Consider the following 24,156-nt stretch of genomic DNA (forward strand, 5'->3'; position numbering starts at 1 on the left):
CTTATTTGCTTTTAAACAGGTGACCAAAATCATAACTGATACCCATGTTGAAATTCCTTGGTTCTGCCGGAGTGTAACTATAACCTGAATTGCTTTTGCTCGCTGTATAGGCATAGTATTTACCTGTTGCGTTCATCACATTCATCCAGACTTCCATTGCGCGCCATTTGTATCCGACGCGAAAATGAAACACATCGTATCCATTGTATTTTACTGTATTCAACGGGTCCATAAAATAGCTACCGAGTTTTTGCCATTCAAGGCCGAGTCTAAGACCATTTGCAAATGCAGGTTTCCACCAGATCTCAGCATTGTGCATCCAGGCAGGGGCGCCGTTCATCAGGTTGCCGTTATATGAACTGCCTTTTTCTACAAAGTCAACAAACTCATGTCTGCTCAATGCTCCACTAAAACGAATATTGATACTGGACACAGGATTTATGTTCAATCCCAATTCTATTCCTTTATGCAGGGTTCGACCTGCATTCATATTTTGTGTGCTTCCATCATCCATTCGTACGGAGATAATTTCATTGGTTCCTTTCAGCATATACACACTGAGGTCTGCACTCATTTTCCCTTTGATGATTTCTGCCCAACCACCTACTTCGTAATTGTAGAATACTGATGGTTTGAGTTCAGGAACTTTTACTCCTTTGTACATCTCTGTCACCTGCGGCGGCACAAAGCCTTCACTGTAGTTGGCGTAGAAACCTATCGATGATGAAAGATTATAAGTGAATCCAATTTTTGTACTTACCCTGCTAAAATAATTTACAGTGTCAGGTGATCCACTATAAGAAGATGGTTTAAGATGATTGTCAAAATTGTAACGGAACAAATCGTATCGGAGTGAAGCCACAACCCTGAGTTTCTCCACCGGATTAAACTCAAAATTGATAAATGATGCGTAGTTGTTCATGGCTGTTCTGTAATTGGTAAGTACACTATCAGTAGGCTTGTAACTGGTATAGATATTTGAAACAGTATCCCTGTTGATACGTATGTAATCTGCAGAATAAGTAGATGGGCTCAAATCAACATTTATCCCACCAATGAATACCGCTTTTTTCCAGTTCAGATTTTGCCTGTGCTGAATGATGGCTGCATAACTTTTAAAAGCAGATTCGTTGATCTCTCCATGTGCAAGATCTTTTTGTCCGACCCAGGTTCCACTGGATAGTTTCCGGTAATCATTCCTTATGGCATATGCTGGATTCTGGCCGATTGAGTTATTTCTGAAAACAACAGACGCATTGGTCTTGCAGTTGTTATTCCAGATGTGAGTAAGTGTAGATCGGTAGCGCAATGCATTCACTTTCCGATAGGTGAAGGTCTGAGTACTTTCGAATGATTTATCTGCATAATCTGCACTGTCGATACTGCCCGTCATATCGCTGTAGTAATCCAGCCAGGTGACACTATTTACCAAAGTCGTTTTTTCACTGAATCTGTAGTCGATACGCGCAGTCAGATTTGCTTTGTGGAAATCAGTGTACTGGATAAAGCTGTTTCTTTTGTCTGCATAATATCCGCTCAATGCGAAGCCCCATTTGCCTGAGCTGAATGAAGTTTGCAGATCGGCTCTTTTATAGCCGATGGTGTTTCCCTGTAACGATAACTTTGCGACAGGTAGCGCAGTTGGTGCGATAGTGATAAAATTAACTACGCCACCGATAGCTTCGCTACCGTAGAGAGAAGAAGATGGTCCTTTGATTACTTCAATATTTTTAACAGCGGCCATATTCATTTCCAGCAAGGCATTGTGGTTGAATAAACCAGTAGTTCTTACCGGAATTCCATCTTCCAGGTACAGGAAAAGGCTTTTCGTTGTCATTGGTTGCCTGATGCTCATACTATGTTGCTCGTTGCCGAGATTGACCATGTACACGCCACTCACTTTATTGAGCACCTGGTCAACCGTAATTGGTTTCGCATCCTGGATCATTTTTGATGAGATGCTTGTGATGGCAACAGGCGCTGAAGATCTTTTAGTCAGTTCCCGATTCGCTGTTACCACTACAGATTGTAAAACAGTGTTTTCCAGCTGGAGATTCACGATGGTCGCCGAAGAATTTGTATTGATGGTTTGCGGCTGGTAACCCAGGGAAGAAATCCGGAAGGATACACAACAATTGGCTCTTGGTTTTAACTCAAACTCGCCCAGCGAATTTGTAATACATCCACAGGAACAACCAGCAGAGCAATGTATAGAAGCGCCCGCAACTGGTTCCTTAGTGGTTGCATCGATAATTTTCCCTTTGAATATTTCCTGTCCAATCGCGCCAGACGATAGGCAGATGATTAATACAATAGCAACAAATCTGTATATGCGTGACATACAATTCACATTTAAGTAAAGCAATGCAACCCATACGCAATGGCATGGTAATGCAAGGCTGCAATAGTTTTTAGAAGCTAAACAGTGTAATGATGGAGATGATCAGGCAGATGGTGGATGGAAAATACCCAGTGAATTGTCAACGGGCTTGCTTGAATTTGCAGGAGAGCAATAAGTAACCTGTGAGTCAGGCTCTACTGTTTCTACTGTTGCAAAGAATGATTTTGAAGATAATATCTGTAAGCTGAATTCAACCCTTGAAGAACCGGAGGGATCCTGTTCTTTAGATTCTTTTTCTTTCAGCTTTTTCATCAGAACACAATTACCGCCACATTTCAGTTTTGGACGATCCCGGTTCTCGCAAAGATTTGCTTTGATGTAATCAATATTGATCCGGAATGCCATAACGACAAACCAGGTATTGGAGGTTTGCATCATCAGCAACAGAATCAAAACTGAATTGATGATATATTTTAATGGATGATATTTTCGATAGGAGACCATCCTAAAGATCCTTGTTTTTAAAAATCTTTGCGGCCGCAAACATAGGTAATATGATCCACAAGAACATAATTCCAACAGTAAAAAGAATTCCGTTGCCGCTTCCGAAAAACTCTTTATACAACGCTCCGGTATATCCCATCAACGCACTGACATCCATTTGCAGCATGATAAAAATCCGGCCAAGATCTATTGGATTAAATGCAGACAGCACAAGAGTTAGTTTTTCGGTGGGGTAGTCACTGAAACTAAAAAGTATCAGTAACACTAAACCATCATATATCAGGGCAAAATAAAACCAAAGCAATAAAGCCATTCCTATGCCTCTGGCTTTATCTCTGGATTTTACTGAAGCAAGAAAAGCCAGTGAAGTAAATATCAGGGTCAATGCAACTCCGGCAAGAAGAAGCGAAATTCCTATTGAATTGAATGAAAAGAACAAAACAGGAACTCCTACACCGATTAAAAATCCGCTGATGAGCGATAAAGAAACACCTGTGAACTCACTTAATAAAATCCTGGTTCTGCTCAAAGGCTGAGACAACATCAGTTCAATAAATTCGTAGGAATTGTAATAGTGAATAGTCGTAAATATCATGCTTATCAATGGCACGACGATTAATACAATATTCAGCAAACTCAACACTGCCTTACTTTGATTTTCTTCCAGCTGGAAAAAACCGAATGATACTACGAACAGAAACAATGTATACGCGATGACGATTTTGCTTCGTAAAATGTCATACAATACATATCGGGTGAGCTTGAGCATAATTTCATTGTTTTAATTCCCCTGAAAAGTTAGTAACTCATCAATCGGAAGATTTCATTGCCAGCACTTCATCGATCCAGAGCGAATTCTTTTTATTGTCTCTCATGACGCGGGCGATCACTTTGCCCAGTTTATCTTCTCCTGTTTCCTGTCGGAGTGCGTTGATGTCTTTCAGAAAAACCATGCGGCCTTCCTGCAGGTACATTACATCCGTGGTAAGTTCATCCAGATCACTCAGGATATGTGATGTGATAAGAATCAGTTTGTTTTTTTTCTTTTCCTGCATGATTTTTTCTTTCAGAATTTCTGATGAAAGCGGATCAAGGCCCGCCGTGGGTTCATCAAGGATCAGTATTGCGGGATTGAAATAGAATGCAAGTGCAGCACTTACTTTCTGCCTTGTTCCTCCACTTAATGTGCGCATAGGTTTTTCGAAGATGGACATCAGGTTGAATTTTACGAGAAGGTCAGCATCTACATCTGACTCTGATAATTTCCTGATATCTCTCATCATCCTGAACAGGTGACCAATCTGCATATTATCCGGGTACCTTCCGATCTGGGGCATATATCCAATCTGGCTGCGGTAGGAAGGATCACCATTGATCTGTTTTCCGTTGATGAAAATATTCCCACTATCTGCTTTAACCAGACCAAGTATGGATTTGATCAACGTCGTTTTACCGGAACCGTTAGGCCCGATCAGGGAAATCACCTGGCCACGATTGAAGATTGCACTGATATCATTCAGCGCCTGGAGCTTTTTGAATTTCTTATTAATATTTTCAATCCTGATCATAACTTATTAGGTTTTATCACAGGCGCATTGTCCGCCAGGTGTTCCGGAGTCAGGCTGGGCATGGCTTTTTCTGCTTTGTCCAGCAGTGTGACCATGAAACTTCTCATTAATATCAATGTTGAAGGGCTTTGCTCTACCACCATCGCGTACATACTGACCGGGTGATAAGGAACATCACCAGTGCCATCTTTGTTGAGATCATATCCTTCATATTTATCCCAGTAGTTGCCTCTAAATCTGTTCAGCGCCATAGTCCCGTTAGTGGCTACGTCGAAAGAGTTTCCGTAGAAATTGTTATTGAAAAAACTGTTATCATCGCAACTGGCCTGTACTTTCAGCGCCCATCCATTTGATTCAAAAACATTTTTCCCTATCTCAATGCGACTGCTTCCTTCCATGTGAATGCCGACTGTATTCTGAACGAAGCGATTGTTCAGGATATGGCTGTTGCTGATGTCTTTCAGTAAAATTCCATAAGCGCTAGCACCCCAGTTTTTGTGAAAGAAGTTGTTTTCCATTCGCACTTCTTTACTATACATCACCGCAACTCCAGCACCGTTATTTTCAAATGTATTTCCGAGGTAAGCATCGTTGTTGGAAAACATAAAATGAAGGCCATATCTCACATTTTTTTTGCTCTGATTGTTTTTGATTGTCGATGCAGTGACAAATTCGAAATAAATGCCATCCCTATGACCGCTTATAGAATTTGATTCCACCAGCATCTGATCACATTTCCAGAGATGAATTCCATTGCCTGAAAGATGTTCGGATTTATTTGTGCCAACAATTTGATTATTTCTTATGACGGAATTAATGGTATTGGCCATATGCACTCCGAACGATGCATTGGTAATTATATTCTTTTCGATTAAAATTCCTGTTGCATCAATTACTTTAATTGCAGCATAGTCATTCATGGAAGAATAGCCCGCATTTGCAAACTGAATTCCGGTGATAACTATATTTTTCCCGGTGAGTGTTAGAATTTCATTTTTATTCTCACCATCAAGAATCGGATTGCCGATACCGAATAGGAAAACAGGTTTACTGATCAGGATATTTCCTTCTTTATAGATGCCCTTTTGAAGCAATATAGTATCTCCGGCATTGGCAATCTGTATTGCCTGGCGAAGAGTAGTAATCGGGGCATTTTTCCCAACTGTGATTGTGTTTCCGCTCGCCTGTGCGAAAAGGCAAATATTCAATATGATCAGCGGCCATTTCATTTCACCAGTATATTATAAAGAGTGGCCCAGTTGGTTTGTTTACTGCCTTCAATTTCTTCGGCTTTCTTCTTTGCTTCTGCAGCATTTTTGAAAGCTGCAGCATTTCCTCCCATCGGACTTTTTAATTGACTGCTCACAACAAACTCTGCAGAGGATACTGTAATAAATCCAGCATTGTTGTTATAGTCAACGAATAATGTCTGGTGTATCTCGTTCATTTCAACACTGCGTCTTTGCATAAATGTTGCAAGACAATGGACATCATCGAACTTGAAAATCCTGCCCTTCCTGGTGACTATTTCAGCACCGAATTTAGGGTCCATGATGGTCATCCTGCATTCAGCACAATTGTCTTTTCCCAGGTTTATTTTTTCAGGTTTTGGATTACAACCGGAAATAAAGAAGCATGCTATTGCGGCAACTGCGACACTAGCGCTTTTAATGGACCTCGTCATTGATTGTCGTTTTTTGTTTTTTCGCCATTCGAAAAACCAGGTGATAAAGAAAATACCTGTCACTGCCAATATAATCCAGCCGCCGGTATCGGGATAGGAGTAGGAATCAAAATTGAGCAGCTTCTTATGGCCGAGCAATGGAGGTTGGTAGGAAAGGCCAGGAACTTTGATCGCAGCTGCGGGATCAAGATTATGTCCATAATCGTAGCCCCACAGGTAAAAATCTATCAGCGCTGCGATGCCTGCAAACATCGCAGTAACGAGGTATGTAATCAGGAGTTTTCGGCTACCGGTAAACGATATGATCAATCCAAACAGGATAAAGAATCCCAGAATGTAAATGAGGTACGAAAATTCAGGAAACATTTCTTCCCTGATATGTTTCATGCCGATGTAGTGGTTGAGTCCGTTGATGATGTCCACCTGTCCTGATAACTTATTCAGCCAGATCTGCATGGATAGTCCTTCAGGGTATTGCGGCGCGATCAGATAAATAGACCAGACCGGAACAAAGAACAATACGGACATGACCAGTGAGCCAACTGCTATAATCATGCGTGAAGCTGTACTCATCTTTTTCATAATCCTGGTTTCAAAACATTTCATGTGGAAGAAAATAGACAAGGCGCATGCGCTTCATGCGCCTTGTTGGAGCCATTTATTTTGCTGGTGGCGCTTTTGAAGTTTCAGCGGCCGGCGCTCCTTCTGCTGATACAGCAGGTTTATTTGTACCGGTACTAAAGAGTAAAGCAACATTTGAATTCGCAGGTGATACCCTGAGATAACCTTGCATTTCCTGGTGCAGTGCAGAACAGAAATCTGTACAATAGAAAGGAAATATTCCGGTTCTGTCTGCAACCCATTTCAATGTTTGTGTTTCACCAGGCATGATCAGTATCTCTGCATTGTTCGCACCTTTGATGGCAAAACCATGTGGTACATCCCAGTCCTGCTCGAGGTTGGTGACATGGAAATAAACTTCGTCGCCCAGTTTCACGCCTTCAATATTGTCAGGAGTAAGATGCGAACGTATGGCTGTCATCCACACGTGAACCTGGTTGCCTTTTCGTTCTACTTTCGATTGACCTTCGCCTTTAGAAACGAATGCATGTGAATTCTCTTCGATCCTGAAGATTTTTCGTTGTTTGTCTTTTATCAGGGTTGCTGGTAATGCCTCAGCATAATGCGGTTCGCCTGTAGTAGGGAAGTCAAGAATGAGTTTCATTTTATCTCCACTGATATCATACAACTGCGCACTCTGAGTCAGTTCAGGTCCTGTCGGCAGATAACGGTCTTTTGTGATCTTGTTATAGGCGATCATGTATTTCCCATGAGGTTTCGCAGTTGGTCCGCCAGGTATCGACAAGTGACCGACAGAATAATACGTTGGTACACGATCAAGTACCTGCAGGTCCTTCAGGCTCCATTTCACGATTTCAGAAGACACAAACATGGAAGTGTATGCATTACCTTTTCCATCGAACTCTGTGTGCAAAGGGCCGAGACCAGGTTTTGTTACTTCACCCTGCAAAGCAGCTTCGTATTTGATAACAGGTATTCCGTCGTAGTCGCCATCGAATGCTTTATCGTCAATTGCTTTCTGAATTTTCGCAAAAGAGAAAACAGGGATGCTCGCTGCCAGTTTTCCTGACGCAACAATGTATTCGCCGGAAGGATCAACATCTGTTCCGTGAGGAGATTTTGGACAGGGAATAAGGAACAACATCCCGGGGCAATCAGCAGGATCAAGAACAAAAACATCAGTTTTCATGGAAGTGGTGGCTGCATGTGTTTTTTCATCATACATATTATGAGCATACTTCACAGTTTGTTTTTTTGCTTTGCCAGCTTTCAGATATTCTTCTGCCTTTTTCCAGTTCACTGCCATTACAAAATCTTTGTCCCTTTGTGAAGCATTCTGTTCGAGCAATGTGTTGGCTTTTTCAGAATTATAACAGCTGAAGAAAAACCATCCGTTGGATTTGCCCTTACCAGCTCTTGATAAGTCGAAGTTGACTCCCGGGGTACGGATCTGGAAGGCAATGTTCATTTCACCTGTTGTTGGGTTTACTGATACAAAGCTGATGGATCCTTTAAAATTCTGTTTGTAGGTATTAATAGGAACATCACCGTTCTGATCATCGAGCGGTACACTGAAGCGTGTAGCAGCAACAACGTATTCAGAGTTTTCGGTGATAAAAGGAGAAGCGTGGTTGCCTGCGCTGTTAGGGATCTCCAGGATTTCCGCCGTACGGAACGTGCTGAGGTCGATTCTTGCGAGACGGGGCGTGTTATTTCCATTCGCAAAAGCCCAACGGCCATCATGTTCGCCTTTTGTTTGAGAAAGAGCGATGTGATGAAGATCATCCCATGGAACAAAACCGTGTGATGTATTAAGCATGGGTTTTGTTTCTTCACTGAATCCATAACCGCTTTCTGCTGATTGAGAAAATACCGGTACTATCCGGAACAATCTGCCGGAAGGGATTCCGTATATCCCGATCTGGCCGTTGAAACCTCCGGAAACAACGTTGTAGAATTCATCGTGTTGACCCGGAGCAATAAATGATTTGGTGGCGTCACCTACAGCGGCCGATTGAGCAGTTTTGGGTTTACAACTGTTGATTGATAGAAGGCAAAAGAAGCCCAGTATCAAAACCGCGGAGGTTTTGAAGTGATGAAATTTCATATTGATAATTATTAAATGAAAAGAATGGCTTTACATGTTATTGTATCCCATCATTAGATCGCATAAATTCGAGGATATGCCTCGACTCGTCTTTTGATATATTCTGGTTAGGCATACGGACAAGACATTGCTCGAGTAATTTCTGAGCTTCAGGATCTTTTTCGAGCATCATATCCACATTGGTGATCATGTTCATGATCCACTCAGGCTGTCTTCTTTTAGTTACATCTTTCCAACCAGGTCCAACCAGTCTCTCATCAGTAAGCTTATGACAGGATTGACATTTTAATTCGTAAATGCCTTTACCAGCGGTTACCCATTGCTGATTTAATGGCGTGGTCAATTCAATATCTCCCGCTTTCATTTCTGTTCCGTGCACTTCCGCCTGATCAGCTGGCTTATCCTGCGCTTCGGAAGATTTTTCTTCCCCGGACTTCCCTTCATTGTTACATGATCCTAAAAACAAAATTGCTCCGACTAAGCATACAGTAGTCAATCGTAAATGGAGTTTCATTGTGATGAATTGAAGGTGAAATCATAAAAGACATATATATCTCTTATGAAACAAAAATATTTTTCATGACTAATTTAACAACTGATCCGTATCAACCGTGCACATGATAATGATCAATGTCATATTATTTTTGGAATGAACCTGAATAAAGCCAGATATCATATAATATAGATCATGTTTTTTAATGTACATATTACACATCCCAACACTTCATTCTTCTTTTTGTATACTCCCCTTTGATGGATCTTTAAACAAAAAGATTACCGTGCCTTTTCCGATCAGGATCATTTACAACTGATGAACATTAATCGGTGGGATGATTTTGATCAGATGGAAAAAACTGTCCCGGTTATAGGTTTGGCGTTCTGAATCTATTCAAGCGTTTATGATATTTTCAAAATCATCGGGCTATGCTATCCGGGCGATTCTATACCTGGCCCTGATCAACAATGAAAAATCGAAAGTTCGTGTGGACGACATTTCCCGGGAACTGATGGTCCCTAAACATTTTCTGAGCAAGGTGCTGAAGAAACTTGTAAAAAAAGGAGTTCTTGATTCCACAAAGGGTCCTTATGGTGGTTTCTCTTTAAATAAGGAAACCTTGTCCATCACCCTGTTTGATCTGGTTGCGTTAACCAATGGCGAACTTCAGTTTGATAATTGTGTCCTTCGCCTTAAAAAATGCAATCCCAGTCACCCATGTCCTTTACATGAAAAAATGGTTTCATTTAAACAGGATTTACAGCGGACTTTGATGAATACCAGTATCGGGGATCTACTAAACCCGGAGCAACCGGAGTTTATCAAAAGTATTGCGACTATTTAACGTTTAAAGGCCATGCCGGTTAAGATGATTTCTTGTGTTCAGGTGTTGTACGATTTACAGTACAATGATAGCAACCTTCTTTAGCACTATGTATATGTATATAGTTTATCTCCGCGTTCGTAAAGGCGGTGATTAATGCTTGCCGCAGTTCCTTGCCGTCAATAACATCCGCTTTTCTCAGCATTCCCTTGTTAGTATAGCTTCTGATGGATAGTAATTTATCGGTGAGCATTGCTGGAATTTCATTTACTTCCAGTTTTGCGCTTTTTACGTTATTCCTGATAAAGATTGGTCCGGATGCCTGGTATGGTGAGTCAGTCTGATGATGTTTGTAATGTAAAAGAATAACTTCTTCTCCTATCCCGGCATTGGTCAGACTAATCCTGCAGGGATAACCTGTGTTTCTGTCTGCAGTCATTTTTACAGCGCCCAGATGTTGCAGTTCCTTCTCGTCGAGTTCAAATAAATAAGTTAAGAGAGTGTGGTCCAGGGGAGTGATTTGAAAATTGATCATATTTAGTTTTGACGCAAATCTGGCAGTATTTTATCTGTTGAAAAACCCGGATCCTGCTATTCCTGAAATTGTCGTATTAAACCTATTTCTTTAAAGGGTTTGGATCAATATACCTGAAAATGGAAAGTGCAAATGAACCGCTGAACTCATTTTCATTTAACAGTATAACCCTATTCTGAGGACACCGCCAACCTGGTTAATCTACTGTCGTATGAATAGTATTGCCTAACTTGTAACACTTTCTTTTGATTAAACAATCTATAAATGAAAAAATGTTTGTTGCCATTCCTGATAATGGCGATCAGCTTGCTGAGTCAGCCTCTTTCCGCCCAGGACAGTGCCGACTCTACTGAGTTATTAGGCTTGCCTGGAGATAACCTGGATCTCTATGCAGTTTTGACATTGTTTCAGAAATCAAAAACCATTGAAGCCTTTGAGAAATCTTTAAACGACGAAAAAACAGGCATAAATAATCTCGACTTAAACCTCGATAAGAAGGTAGATTTTATAAAGGTTGTTACCAAGAAGGATGGTGACGCATTTTCATTTATACTCCAGGTAGATGTTGCCAAAACGGAAACCCAGGATGTGGCCGTGATACTGGTCAGCAAAGACAAAAAGGATAAAGTGTCTATACAGATGGTTGGTGACGAAGATTTATATGGAAAAGATTATGTCATTGAGCCGAAGGGAAATTCATCCGTCACAGCAAACCCTGGATATGTCGGGGCTGATCCTGTCACCGTAAACGTACCGGCTCAGCAAGTGACGGTTGTTCAATCTCCTCCGGTGGTGCAATACATTTATTCACCTGCATATGTACCGTATGTTCCACCATACTACTATGGATTTTATCCACCCTGGTTTGGATTTGCGACAGTGATGGCTGTAGGTATTTATCGCTCCAATCATTGGGGCTATCATGGAGGGTATTATGGAGGACATTACCATGGTGGTAACAATAATGTCATTATCAATACGGGAAACAGAAATCAGATCAATCATTATAATAACAGCCGTAATACTTCGAATACGGTTGCGAATAACAGGAAGAATGGGAGCTATGGAACCGGATCAGCAAACCGGCCCACGGCTGGAACATCCAACCGCCCGTCAGCGGGCACTTCCAATCGCCCTTCTGCCGGCACCTCTAATCGGCCATCGACCGGTAGCCTGGACAGGGCTGGTGCAGGAACGTCCAACCGTGCTTCAACATCCAGCCGTGCAACGACCTCCAACAGATCAACAATGTCCAGCAGGCCTTCATCCGGGGGCGGTCGTAGTATGGGAGGCGGTGGCATGCGCGGAGGTGGGGGAGGAAGGAGACGCTAATCTTCTTTAGTCAATTCACTTTTAATATAAAATCACGACGGTCAGATGAAATGCTCTTTCATCTGACCGTTTGATATTTCTTATGTTCTTATTCTTCAGGAAGTGTAATATCTGATGCACTCATGTCTCTCACGCATACATATTTCCCATTTCGTTTTTCAAAAACGCTCATGTAATTGCCCTTATTAATGCCGGTATTGGTAGAATCCACTACCGTAAAATAGCCGACTTCCACCACGAGATTTCCATCGTTTGATACAAATACATCATTTGTCTTGAAAGAAATTTTGTGTTTTCCACCCGTTCCTTCTACATCGGCTTTTAAAAATTCCACGATTGCTTCTTTTCCTACCAGTGCAGGCCTGTTTTGAAAAAAGCTTTGTGCATCATCTGCATAATAGCCGATGTCTTTAACTACAGCTGCATTATAAGTTGCAGCAAATTCATCTTCTTTGGCCTGGATCTCCTTTTTTATTTGTTCCTTGTCAACGACGCTGGCAGATTCTTTCTGTTGAGCATTGCAGGCAAACAAGGCGACGGTGAAACCGATCAGGGCTACGCTCGGGTATTTGCGTTTCATAAATTATTTTTATTCTTCTGATAAAGGATGTGCAAAAAACGTTTTTTAAATAGGTTGAAAGTTAAAAATTTCCTGCAGTTATAAAAATTACTTTCTGTTGATGGTGGGAATATCGCGGTTTCTGGCCTACTACCGCTGAATTTTACTGTAAAACAGCGGGAATGAAATTTGCTGATGGCTTATTCTAAAAACCCGAACTATGAACAATGTTTCAATTTTTTACCTGAAGAATATTCACTGGAGAGATGTTGTAAAAAGCATTTGGAAAACCGAGAAAGACACGTTTGAAGATTACATTACTATTCAGCCGGTTTCTAATAATCCTGACTTGAAACATTACCTGGTCATCTCGCTGTCAGAAAAAACAAACAAACTGTTTCAGAATTTCCGCGCTCATAAAGTAGAGAACGCGGATCTAAGAGCACGCATTCCTGCTTACTCAGATCCTGTATTTGGAAACAAGGACCATCTTAATCTGCTACAATAATGAGTATTGAAAGATTATCCTAAAAGTGTGTAAATAAATCATCAGCCCGCAATTTGCGGGCTGATTTTTTGGGGTTTCTATTATTATTCGAATCTCCTGAATAGAAACTGCTTTAGAAATTTTGTTTCCGCAGAACCAATGAATTAAAAATTCTTGCTGTCCTCCTGAATCCGGAAAGCTATGGTTGAAGATCTCGATTAAAAATTTTTCCGGAAAACTGGCCAGGTCAATTAACCCACAGTAATGAAAAATCCCCGCAAACGTTGATTTTGCAGGGATTTGATTCTCTTTGATATCCTTTAGTGCGGAGAGAGAGGGATTCGAACCCCCGGACCTGTGACAGTCAACGGTTTTCAAGACCGCCGCATTCGACCGCTCTGCCATCTCTCCGGCGCAAAAATAGGGTGCGGAGGTTGAACTTCAAAATGATTTAGAATGTGTTTGAATCCTATTTTCAGTTTAACAGGGAATAGCTATCAAATATGGCCGTTTTAGTTCCACCGGTTTTGTTCTTTAAGACTTTTGAAAAACTGATGGTCATCACATGTTTTTGATATTGTTCTGAAGTTTTCTGGTAACCGCAGCTCAAATGGTCGCCTGTCTTTTGTTCTTCTGAATTTTCCGTGAGATACCTTCATTTGCATGTGGCAGACTACAATTAAGAATGCATACTTTCAAGAATGATTAAAATTTCTCATGCATTATTTTTTACACCGAAATACAATGCTGATGCATTTCGGCCGTTAATTTTTTTTACTATCATTGTGCTTATCATGTGAAGATCACCACAACAGAACAGATGAAACATCATTTAATTCCGTCCTTTTTTTCTTTATTATTATTTATTAGTTGTTCCAAATCTTCTGCCCCTGATAGCACAAGTACACCCTCCGATAGTGTCGTCACTGTGGCCGGGGCAGGCCGGGGATATTTGAATGGTAATACTGTCGAAGCTGCCTTTAATTACCCGACCGGTGTCGCGATTGACAAGGCCGGAAATATCTATGTTACCGACCAGGCAAATCATAGAGTCAGAAAAATTTCTGTTCAAGGGCAGGTAACTACATTAGCAGGTAACAATTACCAGACATTTGCGGATGGACAGGGGGAAGATGCTTCATTCAATAATCCTCAGGGCATAACGATTGATGCAAATGGTAATTTATTTGTGGCGGATAAATCCAATCACCGGATCAGGAAAATAACACCAGATGGAATTGTCTCCACAGTAGCGGGATGGGATGCAGGATATGCAGATGGGTCCCTGACCGAGTCAAGATTCAGCGGTCCGACTGGAATTGCTGTTGCTGCCAATGGTGATTTAATTGTGTCTGAATACAATAACAATCGAATTCGACGCATTTCACTTGCAACAAATACAGTAAATACTATCGCCGGAAATGGCGCAGCTGATTTCAAAAACGGCACGGCACTTTCTGCCTCGTTCAATAAACCCGATGGCATTGCGATTGACAAATCCGGCAATATTTATGTTTCAGACGATTACAATCATCTGATAAGAAAAATTTCCGCTGACGGAATAGTATCAACAATTGCCGGCCAACCCAAAAGTATTGGCACTTTAGATGGCGCTGCATCTTCGGCTTTTCTTTGTGGGCCTAGGGGATTGATCATCGATGAAAATGACAATTTATTTTTTTCAGACTTTGGCAATAATAAGATCCGAAAAATCACCACTTCTGGTGTAGTTTCTACATTTGCAGGCACAGGCAAAACGCAAGCAAGCGGATTTGGAAGCTTTTTAGATGGTCCTGTTGAGAAAGCTGAATTCAGCTGGCCTACTGGTTTAGCTTTCGATAATGAAGGAAATATAATTGTCGCTGACCAGGCCAATTGCAAAATCAGGAAAATAGTAGTTCATTAGAACTTTACTCAATACATGCACTGAATGCGATGGAAAAGCACGAATTATTTATTGAGTTCAAAACGATCAATAATTGATATGAGATTAAGTAGATGCTGGATTGCGGTTGTTTGAATTCAGTTCCTCCTCACCTCAACCTTGCCCGATATTCATTTGGCGTCATTCCAAGCAACTTTTTTACATAACGCGTAAAAAAGGATCGGCTGCTGAATTCCATTTCATCCGCGATTTCGGAGATACTGAAATTTCTGTTCTGAAGAAGAATAATGATGCGTTCTTTAGCATGGCGCTGTATCCATTCGGAAGCCGTTATGTCCGAATGAATTTTACAAAGGTGGTTAAGGTATTTCGCAGTAATATTCAGCTTTTCGCTATAAAATTGTACCTCTCTGTGTTGCATGCAAAACTGTGAAAGCAATTGAATGAAACGTTCATAAAGAGTGCCCGTTTGCAGACTGTGTTTGCGTTGATCATATTCACTGGCGAACGTGTCCCACATCTCAAGGATGAATAACTGCATTTGCAATCCCAGTGTTTCTTCATAAAAGCGGTGGTTGGTTTCGAGGAAGCGTTCATTGAGTCTTTTGAAATTGGTGAGGATTTTTTCTTTGTCCTGTTTGCTGATATTTGTTTTTACAGGATACATCCTCGAGTGCAGCTGTGCATTGATGCTCCAGCTCTGGTCAGGAATATTTTCCATCAAAAAATCCTTTTCCACCAGGAGTATAGTAGCCTTGAAATTCTTCGAAAACTGCAGACCAGATAACCTGCTTTCGGCAAACCAGAATAAAAATTGTCCGCCTTTGCATACCATCAATTGATCGTTAAATAAAAACTTTACATCTCCCCGGTGACAGTACAGGTGTGTATGATAACATCTGAAAAAATCATGCGGGAGATTTCTTTCTCCTGTGATATCTGAAAGTAAAATCCGGGACAACTCGCCTTTCGACATTTTCTCTGATTACGAAAACCAAGATAAGACATATTTGACATTATTGGCGTAATTGGTGTAACAAATAAGAAGTGGATACAGTGTAATTTTGTACCATCAAATTCAAAAAAAATGAGTACCGGCAATACAATTTTTGATGATCTGAAAAGTGGGTTAACAGTAAGCCCCGCTCATCCCAACGTGAAAGATCTGCGCGATTTTTCCTACGATACCATTCGATTGCTGCAGCAATTAAACAGTTCTTTCAATCCCGAGGAAATAAGATCAAAACTCAGCGAAATTACCGGGACTGTGATTGATGAAACAGTCGGCATTTTTCCGCCCATCTATATCAATTATGGTAAACACTTCAGCATCGGTAAAAATGTATTCATCAATTTCAATTGTACTTTTCTGACACTTGGAGGAATTGTGATTGAAGACGATGTTCTGATTGGTCCGGGTGTGAAAATTACTTCAGAAGGACATCCATTATCACCCGCTGAAAGGCAATCATTAATACCGGGCAAAGTTCACATTAAACAAAACGCCTGGATTGGTGCGGGTGCTATTATACTTCCGGGGATAACCATAGGAGAAAATGCTGTTGTCGCTGCTGGTGCAGTTGTTACCAAAGACGTGCCCGCCGGCACTGTTGCAGCAGGAGTTCCCGCAAAAATTATCAAATCTATCTAATTCAACAATTCAATGTCTAAAGTATTCGTGACAGCAGTTGTGGCTTTTATTTTCTCCGGACAATCATGTATGGAGAAGCGGAATCAGGAAAAATCCAATGATATGATTATAATAAATTCAACAGAACAATATACGTTTACGCTAAGCGAAAAAGTAACGAGGCAGAAAGTAAAATTTAAAAACCGTTATGGTATTGTACTTTCAGGCGACCTGTATCTGCCAATGGAAAGCGATAGTTCTTTTGCTGCTGTTGCAATCAGCGGACCGTTTGGAGCGGTGAAAGAACAGGCATCAGGATTTTATGCCAACCAGATGGCTGAGCGCGGATTTGCGGCCCTGGCCTTTGATCCGTCCTATACCGGGGAGAGCAGCGGCGAACCACGAAATGTCGCTTCACCGGATATCAACACGGAAGATTTCAGTGCGGCAGTTGATTTTCTCGGGATACAGAAAAAAATTGACAGGAACAGAATCGGCATCATCGGCATCTGCGGTTTTGCAGGCTTTGCATTGAATGCTTCTGCAGTTGACAAACGCGTGAAAGCTGTTGCAACGACCAGTATGTACGACATGACAAGACTTATGTCGAAAGGATATTTCGATGCGCTTACAGCAGAACAACGTACGTGTACTTTTGAACAGTTGGGTGAACAACGCTGGAAAGATGCTGCTAATGATTCCACATCAATGTCACCTGGAGGCCTGCCCGAAATTCTGATAGGCAACGAGCCCGACTTTGTAAAACAGTATTTTGACTATTACAAAACAGATCGCGGTTTTCATCCGCGTTCAATTAATTCCAATGGTTCGTGGACGGCGACCAATGCTTTGTCTTTTATGAATATGCCAATCCTTAGTAATATCAAAGAAATCTCACCGCGGCCGTTGCTCCTGATTGCCGGAGAAAATGCTCATTCCAGGTATTTCAGCGAAGATGTATTTAAAGCTGCGGCAGAACCAAAAGAACTAATGATCATTCCAAACGCGGTTCATGTGGATTTATATGATCAGACTAATAAGATACCGTTTGGGAAACTGGAATCATTTTTTAAGGAAAATCTGAAGTAAATAAGGAGAGGAAAATATCATTGTTCAAATGATCATGGCTTATTCACAAGAAAAAACGCAATATGAAAAATAATATTTCTATAAGGACAATCCTTTTTTCCGCCGTTTCAATAACGTTGTTGCATAGTTGTAGCAATCTGAAATTGAAAACAGAAGGCAGGATCAGCAAAGGAATTTTTCCTGAGGGTAAAAAGGGGCCTTCGACCAATTTTACCGGCAATGCATTCAATACAGGTTTAATTGAACCAGATAGTATCTATAATACCCTTGTCGGTAACGTATATTTCGAACCGGGTGCAAGAAGTAACTGGCATTTGCATCCCGGTGGGCAGATTTTAATTATACTTGATGGTAAAGGTTATCATCAAATAAAAGATCAGCCAAAACAAAAACTGAAAAAGGGTGATGTAGTAAAATGCCCGCCCAACGTTTTGCATTGGCATGGAGCCAGTCCCGATGTCGGGATGCAACAAATGTATATCGTGCCTAATACAGGTAAGGGAATCGTTGACTGGAAGCAGGCGGTAACGGATGAAGAATACACAGGTCTTTGATACTTTAAATTCTAATTGACATAATATGAAAGTCATAAAAAACGGCACTCAGGCATCCATTGTTGGAAATGAAAACTGGTTCACGGGAAATGTAAGAATAGATCCTTTGTTTTCGAAACAGGAAGCAACCAAAGCAGCCGGGGTGCTGGTAACTTTTGAACCAGGTGCAAGGACCGCCTGGCATACTCACCCTGCGGGACAAACCCTGATTGTTATTTCCGGATTAGGCTGGGCACAGAAGGACGGGGGCGAAGTTTTGGAAATAGCGCCTGGTGATGTAATCTATTTTGAACCCGGTGAAAAGCACTGGCATGGTGCAACGATAAATAAAGCGATGAGTCATATCGCCATACAGGAAGAAGTAAATGGATCGGTTGTAACATGGATGGAAAAAGTGAGTGCAGAACAGTATTTAAGATGAAGATCAATTTTAGGAAGCATTTATTGTTTATAGTCGTCGCAACGACAGCCTTTATGTTTTGCCATGCGGGCTGTTATAAAAATGATCAGACTGAAACTTACATCAATAACGACAATGGCAACCCCAATGATTCAACACTAAGTAAAATGAAAATTACCATTGGATCAGCTGTGTTTATAGTATCACTAAATGATAATCCAACAGTTAGAAAATTCAAATCTATGTTGCCTTTGACTATCGAAATGAGCGAGCTGAATGCCAATGAGAAATTCTTTTATTTTTCATCCACCCTGCCTACCGATTCTGCACCTGCTGGAACTATTATGGCCGGCGACTTAATGCTGTATGGCAATAACTGTCTGGTTTTGTTTTATGAAAATCTGAATAGTTCTTATAGCTACACCCGGTTGGGCAAAATTGAAAATGTCACCGGCCTTAAAAAAGTATTAGGTACTGGAAAAATCATCGTCAAATTCGAATTACAATAGAACTGAATACAATGATTTCCATTCCTGAAAAATTTTCCGAAGAAGAATTTCAGAAAATCAACAGGGCAAATGATCTTAAAATATCGCCGCTATCAATAAACCCCATGGAATTGCCGTCGACAAATCCAGCAATATTTATGTTGCAGACGCCTTTAATAATTTAATCAGGAAAGTTTCGACAGTTGGGAGGGTTTCTCCAATTGCTGGCCAAACCCAAAGCGTAGCCACTTTAGATGGCCCTGCATCGTCCTCCTATCTTTTTGGACCAAGAGGATTGACCATTGAATAAAAATAAGTTTGCGAAAAAATTTAAATCCCCAGTTAAAATTATAGCCTGGTATATTCCGTAACAAAGGCGACGAGGTAGCTGATGGCTACGAGTTTCATTTTTCCAGAGGCAAATTCATTTATTCCTTAACTATCAGCAAACATCAGCCTGGCGTCCTATCTCTTTGCTTTAGCACCGGTAGATTTAAGCACCGCGTTAAAGAAGAGCATCTGATAAGGCAGGGCCGCTTCCCAATATGACCATTCGTGTTTTCCGGGACGCTCAATGTAATCATGAGGTGTACCATTCGCCAGAAGGCGGCGATGCAGGTCACGATTATTGTCAATCAGAAAATCATCGACGCCAATATCAAAAATGAGTTTCACATCGTTGGCCTTAAGTTTGTCCACCATACCAACAATCGTGTAATCGATATATGGTGCTACGGTGTCCTTTGGCGGACCTAGCAATCGGGCGAAGTTTTCAGACCTTGATTTAGCAAAAGCTGGAGGCACTTTCCATGTTCGTGTATCAATATTCATTACACCACTCATGCTTCCCGCTGCTGCAAATAATTCAGGATGGCGGGCAGCGATGAACATCGCACCATGACCGCCCATCGACAGTCCCGCTATAACCCGTCCTTTTTTCTCCTTGATAACACGATAGCTGCTTTCAATTTTTGCAATGACTTCTTTTGAAATGAAAGACTCAAACTGACTTCCTTTATCGAGTGGACTGTCAAAATAATAACTGGTGGTATTGCCTTCCGGCGTAACGATAATAATATTGTACTGATCTGCGAGGCGATGTAACAACATCTTATCCGGAGGCTGTGTGAGCCAATCGCGAAAACTTCCCTGGCCACCATGCAGCAGGTAAAGAACGGGAAAGAGCTCGGTTGAGTTTTTATACCCTGCCGGCAGTACAACGGCAGCCTTCAGCGTTTTATTCATCGCGGCGCTGTGTACTTCGATAGTATCGACAGATGAAGCCTTCGCAAACGAAACAATAAAAAAAAAAAATATATGAAGGCAAAGGTTTTTCATTCGCATAGAAATAATTTTATGATATAGAGTGGGACTTATTGTACGGTAACACTATTTTCCTTCAGTATCCGACCAAAGAATACCAGGTGATAAGGAAGTGAATTTTGCCAGTAATCCCAGGTATGTCCACCTGGCCTTTCAGTATAATCGTGTGCAGTACGACTATAGACCAGGCGTCGATGCAGCTCACGGTTTGCTTCGACGAGAAAATCGTCTACACCACAGTCGATGATCAATTTCAATCCATTGGATTTAATTTTGTCTACCATATTCACCACTGAGTAGCTGCCATACAACGCTGAGTTTAAGGTGTCGCCGACAATCTGCTGAAATCCTTTTTTGACGCGCGAAGAAAAATCAGATTGTATTTTCCAGTTTTCGGTGTTCATATCCAATGCCCCACTCATACTGCCTGCAGCACAAAACAATTCCGGATGCCGGGTTGCAAGGAATAGTGCTCCGTGCCCACCCATGGAGAGCCCGGTAATTACACGTCCTTTATTGCTGCGCACAGTCCGGTAATTGTTGTCAATTTTATTAATGACCTCTTTCGTAAGGTAGGTCTCAAATTGGGAGCCTTTGTCAACAGGACTGTCCAGGTACCAGCTGAATGTTTCGCCTTCCGGCATAACGATAATAATGTTGTATTGATCAGAAAGATTTTTTACCAGCATTTTGTCTGGGGTAGAAGTCAGCCAGTCACGAAAATGACCACCTCCACCGTGCAACAAATACAACACGGGGTATGCAGCTTTACTTTTTGCATAGGACTCCGGAAGTACGACAGCAGCCTTATACGTTTTATTCATCACCGTGCTCGACACATCAATCGAGTCTACTGAAGCTGCAAAAGCGATTGTACCACTGGTCGCTAACATTAAAACAAACAAAAAGCGGATCTTATTCATTGCAAATCGTTATTTAAATTTTTACAGAGTAGTGCTGATTCATTATTAAGATTCAAACTGCAGCATTGGATCTTTACCGATGCTGTTAACCAGGACAAATTTTTATTACGACAACCTTTTCAGCAACTTCCACAATTCAATATACATATCTCACTTAAAATAATGCCCGTTTCTTCGCCGTATTATTTTATGTTATTTGCAACAACTACATGGTGTCAGAGTATTATCGCTCAAGCCAGATCGGTCTTCCATTCTGTTCAGATATTCCTGCGAAACCGTTTTCAGTTCGCCAGTACCTGTAAAAATAAACTTCACCGTTGTACCGGACCAGGGAAAACCAGCATGGGCAACCATGATCCGCTTTTGGAACGGTTGAGACCAGGATATCGTAATCTGTAAATTTCAGTGTCCTGAACTTTTGTCCTTTGAATCTAAATACGCTTAATTCCGCCAGATCGCTGATGGCGTAATTGTAAATCCTGTATTCTTTTTTATCTCTTTTTGCTATTGCTTCATTAAATCGATTGGATACAGATATTGAATCCTTTGTTATCTTATATACCACGCCGAATTCTGCATCATTGCCGTCTTTAAATTTCAAATGATAGCACGCATTTTCAATAATTGCAATCGTATCGGCAGCAGGGTTGTTTTTTTCTTTCATGTAAATCACAAATTCCTCACCACCTGTATACGCGTTTGCGAGTGAATCATTTTTGAATTTCAACAGAGCCCTGGCGCTGTCTAAACTAAAATAAGGTCGCTCGTATTCCTGGAATCCGTTTTTCTCTATCTCAAAGGAATGAACGCTGTCGATATTTATTGAGATGATTTTCTTTGAAGGTATCCAAACATTATACTCGATAGCCTCAATTGCGTCGCCTTTCAATGTCACTTTGTAAAGAATCAATTTTTTCTCTCTGCTTTCCTGCATTTTTGCAACAAGGATGGTCTGTGCGGTAGTGTGTAACCAAACTTTTAACCCTTTCTCATTGATACAATGCACCTGCAACAGATTTGTTGTATCTCTGAACTGGTAAATAAAATCGTTTTTTGAAAGAGTGTAAACTTTTTTCCCATAACAGGATACAGAAGCCAGCAGCAGGAAGGTGAGCAGTGTTTTCATGCTAATCATGTGTACCGACAAAAGGAATCAAATTTAATTCAAAAGAAGTTAAACTTAATTTATATCGCCTGTGGCAATAGGAACAGCCGTTACGCGGAGTGCGGAGAATATTTAAAAGATGAAAGCGATTGAAGAAGAGAAAAGAATCACCTATTTATTAGTAATCGTTCCGCTGATTAAAAATTATTACAAATAATGAACTTCAATTTTAACTGAAACTGCTCCGAAAGCAGGCTTTACATATTTTTATTCAGAACTATGGTCAATATATACCGCCAGTTTTTCCAGTGACTCCCTCGTACCTTCTTCATTATCTGCCGGATTGATTCCAGCAGGAATATTTGTAAAATGAAAACTGACTTTTGTGCCATCAGCAACTTCCTCCAAATTTATCTCAAGAATCATTTCACCCGAGAAAGCAGGATCATCACTTTGAAAGTCGATTGCCTGCAGGATTTTTTTATCCGGAATAAGTTTGAGATATCGGGCAGTGAACCTGTCTTCTTTCGTTGATGTCTTGCCCTTCACTGCACTTTCACTCTCGGGGTAAAATAAACTCATCTCATATCCGCCACCTTCACGTAAATCGAATCGGTGAATCTTTGCAGTCATATCACCAGGAACCTGCCACTGCTTCAAAGCATCGGGATTTGTCAGAGCCTCATAAATTTTTTCAGCAGTCGCACGGATTATTCTTGTATTGGTTGTTTGCTGTGACATGCCATTAACTCGTTATTAGTAATACTTTTACGCTCTGTCTGACTCCGCAATTTGAAGTGTAAAAATGATATTGCTAATGTATTTAATCTTTGCAGGCATTCTTACTCTACGATTGTTTACTTAATCATTAAAAAATCAGCCCGATGAAATCAAGTATAAAGGAGAGTCAGACTCAACGCCAAAAGCAATTTCATTTTGTCAGTCCACCCGCAGTTATTAACTTTTCAGGTTAAACGATTGATATAATTAATATGAAAATCTTCCTGCCCGTTTTTATAATCAGTTTCAGTTTTTCCCCGGCCATTTTTTCCTGTAATTCAGGATCTGTATTGAACAATCAACTAACCGACAAAGAGAAATCTGAAGGTTGGGAATTGTTATTTGATGGCGTTACTTCTGATGGCTGGCATGTGTACAACGGAAGCAAAACAACCACTGCCTGGCTCGTTAAAAACGGCGAGCTCTATTGCAGTCCGGAAGATACTGCTGCACCTGCGGATCTGCTCACGGATAAAGAGTTTGAAAACTTCGATCTTCATTTTGATTGGAAAATCAGCAAGGGTGGCAATAGCGGAGTATTTATCAATGTTGTAGAGAAGCCGGAATATCCTAGAGCATGGACGACAGGACCCGAATACCAGCTTCTGGATAGTGCACATCATGATTTTGATCAGCTTAAAAAGAGGTCAGGTTGTCTGTACGGATTTGCGCCGCAAAAAAATCCTGCAGCGCAGGCTTCTGCCGGACAATGGAACAAGGGAAGAATTCTTCAGCAGAATGGCAAAATCGAATTTTATGTAAATGATGTACTTACGGCAATAGAAGATTTCAAATCACAGGCCTGGACAGATTCAGTAGCAAACAGTGGCTTCAAAAATTTCCCGCAGTACAGCAAATCAACTAAAGGTCATATTGCATTGCAGGATTGGCTCAACGGCGTTTCATTCCGGAATATCAAGATTAAAAACTTGTAAGTGCAATTTCGAATATGCATTACATT

General features: G+C 41.0%; 26 protein-coding genes and 1 tRNA gene. 11 read left to right on the forward strand and 16 right to left on the reverse strand.

The window, feature by feature from the left end:
* Position 1: 1 nt before the first annotated feature.
* The 8 genes from P2W82_RS01905 to P2W82_RS01940 all read right to left on the reverse strand — a co-directional run bounded on the left by P2W82_RS01905 (position 2) and on the right by P2W82_RS01940 (position 9,300).
* On the reverse strand, positions 2 to 2,341 hold the full coding sequence (locus P2W82_RS01905) for a TonB-dependent receptor (protein WP_336514140.1): 2,340 nt from the start codon (positions 2,339 to 2,341) through the stop codon (positions 2 to 4).
* A gap of 102 nt (positions 2,342 to 2,443) precedes the next feature.
* The gene (locus tag P2W82_RS01910; RefSeq protein WP_336514141.1) at positions 2,444 to 2,845 is read right to left on the reverse strand and encodes a hypothetical protein; all 402 of its coding nucleotides are present in this window, start codon (positions 2,843 to 2,845) and stop codon (positions 2,444 to 2,446) included.
* 1 nt (position 2,846) lies between these two features.
* Positions 2,847 to 3,614 carry an ABC transporter permease subunit gene (locus P2W82_RS01915; protein WP_336514142.1) on the reverse strand — a complete coding sequence of 256 codons (768 nt, stop codon included), beginning with the start codon at positions 3,612 to 3,614 and terminating at the stop codon, positions 2,847 to 2,849.
* Positions 3,615 to 3,654: 40 nt separating this feature from the next.
* A complete protein-coding gene (locus P2W82_RS01920; protein ID WP_336514143.1) occupies positions 3,655 to 4,413 on the reverse strand; it encodes an ABC transporter ATP-binding protein in 759 nt (252 codons plus the stop codon).
* Positions 4,410 to 5,642, reverse strand: a complete 1,233-nt coding sequence (locus tag P2W82_RS01925; RefSeq protein ID WP_336514144.1) for a nitrous oxide reductase family maturation protein NosD — start codon at positions 5,640 to 5,642, stop codon at positions 4,410 to 4,412. The genes P2W82_RS01920 and P2W82_RS01925 overlap by 4 nt, the downstream gene beginning before the upstream one ends.
* Positions 5,639 to 6,679, reverse strand: a complete 1,041-nt coding sequence (locus tag P2W82_RS01930) for a nitrous oxide reductase accessory protein NosL (RefSeq protein ID WP_336514145.1) — start codon at positions 6,677 to 6,679, stop codon at positions 5,639 to 5,641. Before P2W82_RS01930 ends, P2W82_RS01925 begins: the two co-directional genes overlap by 4 nt.
* A gap of 76 nt (positions 6,680 to 6,755) precedes the next feature.
* A complete protein-coding gene (gene nosZ, locus P2W82_RS01935) occupies positions 6,756 to 8,786 on the reverse strand; it encodes a Sec-dependent nitrous-oxide reductase (protein ID WP_336514146.1) in 2,031 nt (676 codons plus the stop codon).
* Positions 8,787 to 8,823: 37 nt separating this feature from the next.
* Positions 8,824 to 9,300 (reverse strand): c-type cytochrome, encoded by a 477-nt coding sequence (locus tag P2W82_RS01940; protein ID WP_336514147.1) that lies wholly within the window; start codon positions 9,298 to 9,300, stop codon positions 8,824 to 8,826.
* A 385-nt stretch (positions 9,301 to 9,685) separates the two neighbouring features.
* On the opposite strand from P2W82_RS01940, the gene P2W82_RS01945 reads away from it, so the two are divergent.
* Positions 9,686 to 10,126, forward strand: a complete 441-nt coding sequence (locus tag P2W82_RS01945; RefSeq protein ID WP_336514148.1) for an RrF2 family transcriptional regulator — start codon at positions 9,686 to 9,688, stop codon at positions 10,124 to 10,126.
* A 19-nt stretch (positions 10,127 to 10,145) separates the two neighbouring features.
* On the opposite strand, the gene P2W82_RS01950 is transcribed toward P2W82_RS01945, so the two are convergent.
* Complete coding sequence (locus P2W82_RS01950) at positions 10,146 to 10,640, reverse strand: DUF1203 domain-containing protein (RefSeq protein WP_336514149.1); 495 nt, start codon at positions 10,638 to 10,640, stop codon at positions 10,146 to 10,148.
* 264 nt (positions 10,641 to 10,904) lie between these two features.
* On the opposite strand from P2W82_RS01950, the gene P2W82_RS01955 reads away from it, so the two are divergent.
* Entirely contained in the window at positions 10,905 to 11,972 is a 1,068-nt protein-coding gene (locus P2W82_RS01955; RefSeq protein ID WP_336514150.1) for a dermokine domain-containing protein, read from the forward strand.
* An 88-nt stretch (positions 11,973 to 12,060) separates the two neighbouring features.
* On the opposite strand, the gene P2W82_RS01960 is transcribed toward P2W82_RS01955, so the two are convergent.
* Positions 12,061 to 12,552, reverse strand: a complete 492-nt coding sequence (locus tag P2W82_RS01960; RefSeq protein ID WP_336514151.1) for a YybH family protein — start codon at positions 12,550 to 12,552, stop codon at positions 12,061 to 12,063.
* Between the two features lie 199 nt (positions 12,553 to 12,751).
* Here P2W82_RS01960 and P2W82_RS01965 point away from each other — a divergent pair, with 199 nt between their 5' ends.
* Entirely contained in the window at positions 12,752 to 13,039 is a 288-nt protein-coding gene (locus tag P2W82_RS01965) for a hypothetical protein (RefSeq protein WP_336514152.1), read from the forward strand.
* 305 nt (positions 13,040 to 13,344) lie between these two features.
* Here the strand turns inward: P2W82_RS01965 and P2W82_RS01970 are convergent.
* Positions 13,345 to 13,429, reverse strand: a tRNA-Ser gene (locus P2W82_RS01970).
* 409 nt (positions 13,430 to 13,838) lie between these two features.
* Here P2W82_RS01970 and P2W82_RS01975 point away from each other — a divergent pair.
* On the forward strand, positions 13,839 to 14,924 hold the full coding sequence (locus P2W82_RS01975) for an NHL repeat-containing protein (protein ID WP_336514153.1): 1,086 nt from the start codon (positions 13,839 to 13,841) through the stop codon (positions 14,922 to 14,924).
* Between the two features lie 127 nt (positions 14,925 to 15,051).
* Here the strand turns inward: P2W82_RS01975 and P2W82_RS01980 are convergent, their stop codons facing one another.
* A complete protein-coding gene (locus P2W82_RS01980) occupies positions 15,052 to 15,879 on the reverse strand; it encodes a helix-turn-helix domain-containing protein (RefSeq protein WP_336514154.1) in 828 nt (275 codons plus the stop codon).
* A gap of 111 nt (positions 15,880 to 15,990) precedes the next feature.
* Here P2W82_RS01980 and P2W82_RS01985 point away from each other — a divergent pair, with 111 nt between their 5' ends.
* The 6 genes from P2W82_RS01985 to P2W82_RS24760 all read left to right on the forward strand — a co-directional run bounded on the left by P2W82_RS01985 (position 15,991) and on the right by P2W82_RS24760 (position 19,374).
* Positions 15,991 to 16,554: a DapH/DapD/GlmU-related protein gene (locus P2W82_RS01985; protein ID WP_336514155.1), complete on the forward strand. Its 564-nt coding sequence runs from the start codon at positions 15,991 to 15,993 to the stop codon at positions 16,552 to 16,554.
* A gap of 102 nt (positions 16,555 to 16,656) precedes the next feature.
* The gene (locus P2W82_RS01990; protein WP_336514156.1) at positions 16,657 to 17,622 is read left to right on the forward strand and encodes an alpha/beta hydrolase; all 966 of its coding nucleotides are present in this window, start codon (positions 16,657 to 16,659) and stop codon (positions 17,620 to 17,622) included.
* 62 nt (positions 17,623 to 17,684) lie between these two features.
* Entirely contained in the window at positions 17,685 to 18,176 is a 492-nt protein-coding gene (locus tag P2W82_RS01995) for a cupin domain-containing protein (RefSeq protein WP_336514157.1), read from the forward strand.
* 25 nt (positions 18,177 to 18,201) lie between these two features.
* A complete protein-coding gene (locus P2W82_RS02000; RefSeq protein ID WP_336514158.1) occupies positions 18,202 to 18,597 on the forward strand; it encodes a (R)-mandelonitrile lyase in 396 nt (131 codons plus the stop codon).
* Positions 18,594 to 19,085 carry a cyclophilin-like fold protein gene (locus tag P2W82_RS02005; protein WP_336514159.1) on the forward strand — a complete coding sequence of 164 codons (492 nt, stop codon included), beginning with the start codon at positions 18,594 to 18,596 and terminating at the stop codon, positions 19,083 to 19,085. The genes P2W82_RS02000 and P2W82_RS02005 overlap by 4 nt, the downstream gene beginning before the upstream one ends.
* A 91-nt stretch (positions 19,086 to 19,176) precedes the next feature.
* Positions 19,177 to 19,374: a hypothetical protein gene (locus tag P2W82_RS24760; protein WP_419555695.1), complete on the forward strand. Its 198-nt coding sequence runs from the start codon at positions 19,177 to 19,179 to the stop codon at positions 19,372 to 19,374.
* A gap of 155 nt (positions 19,375 to 19,529) precedes the next feature.
* Here P2W82_RS24760 and P2W82_RS02010 read toward each other — a convergent pair whose 3' ends face one another.
* The 4 genes from P2W82_RS02010 to P2W82_RS02025 all read right to left on the reverse strand — a co-directional run bounded on the left by P2W82_RS02010 (position 19,530) and on the right by P2W82_RS02025 (position 23,156).
* Positions 19,530 to 20,408: an alpha/beta hydrolase gene (locus tag P2W82_RS02010; protein ID WP_336514160.1), complete on the reverse strand. Its 879-nt coding sequence runs from the start codon at positions 20,406 to 20,408 to the stop codon at positions 19,530 to 19,532.
* Positions 20,409 to 20,437: 29 nt separating this feature from the next.
* On the reverse strand, positions 20,438 to 21,310 hold the full coding sequence (locus P2W82_RS02015; RefSeq protein WP_336514161.1) for an alpha/beta hydrolase: 873 nt from the start codon (positions 21,308 to 21,310) through the stop codon (positions 20,438 to 20,440).
* Positions 21,311 to 21,533: 223 nt separating this feature from the next.
* Positions 21,534 to 22,436 (reverse strand): hypothetical protein, encoded by a 903-nt coding sequence (locus P2W82_RS02020; RefSeq protein ID WP_336514162.1) that lies wholly within the window; start codon positions 22,434 to 22,436, stop codon positions 21,534 to 21,536.
* A gap of 246 nt (positions 22,437 to 22,682) precedes the next feature.
* Positions 22,683 to 23,156 carry an SRPBCC domain-containing protein gene (locus P2W82_RS02025; protein ID WP_336514163.1) on the reverse strand — a complete coding sequence of 158 codons (474 nt, stop codon included), beginning with the start codon at positions 23,154 to 23,156 and terminating at the stop codon, positions 22,683 to 22,685.
* Positions 23,157 to 23,407: 251 nt separating this feature from the next.
* Here P2W82_RS02025 and P2W82_RS02030 point away from each other — a divergent pair, with 251 nt between their 5' ends.
* Positions 23,408 to 24,130: a 3-keto-disaccharide hydrolase gene (locus tag P2W82_RS02030; RefSeq protein WP_336514164.1), complete on the forward strand. Its 723-nt coding sequence runs from the start codon at positions 23,408 to 23,410 to the stop codon at positions 24,128 to 24,130.
* Positions 24,131 to 24,156: the final 26 nt, after the last annotated feature.

Origin of the sequence: Pollutibacter soli, from assembly GCA_029269725.1 — a bacterium.
Classification (GTDB): domain Bacteria; phylum Bacteroidota; class Bacteroidia; order Chitinophagales; family Chitinophagaceae; genus Pollutibacter; species Pollutibacter soli.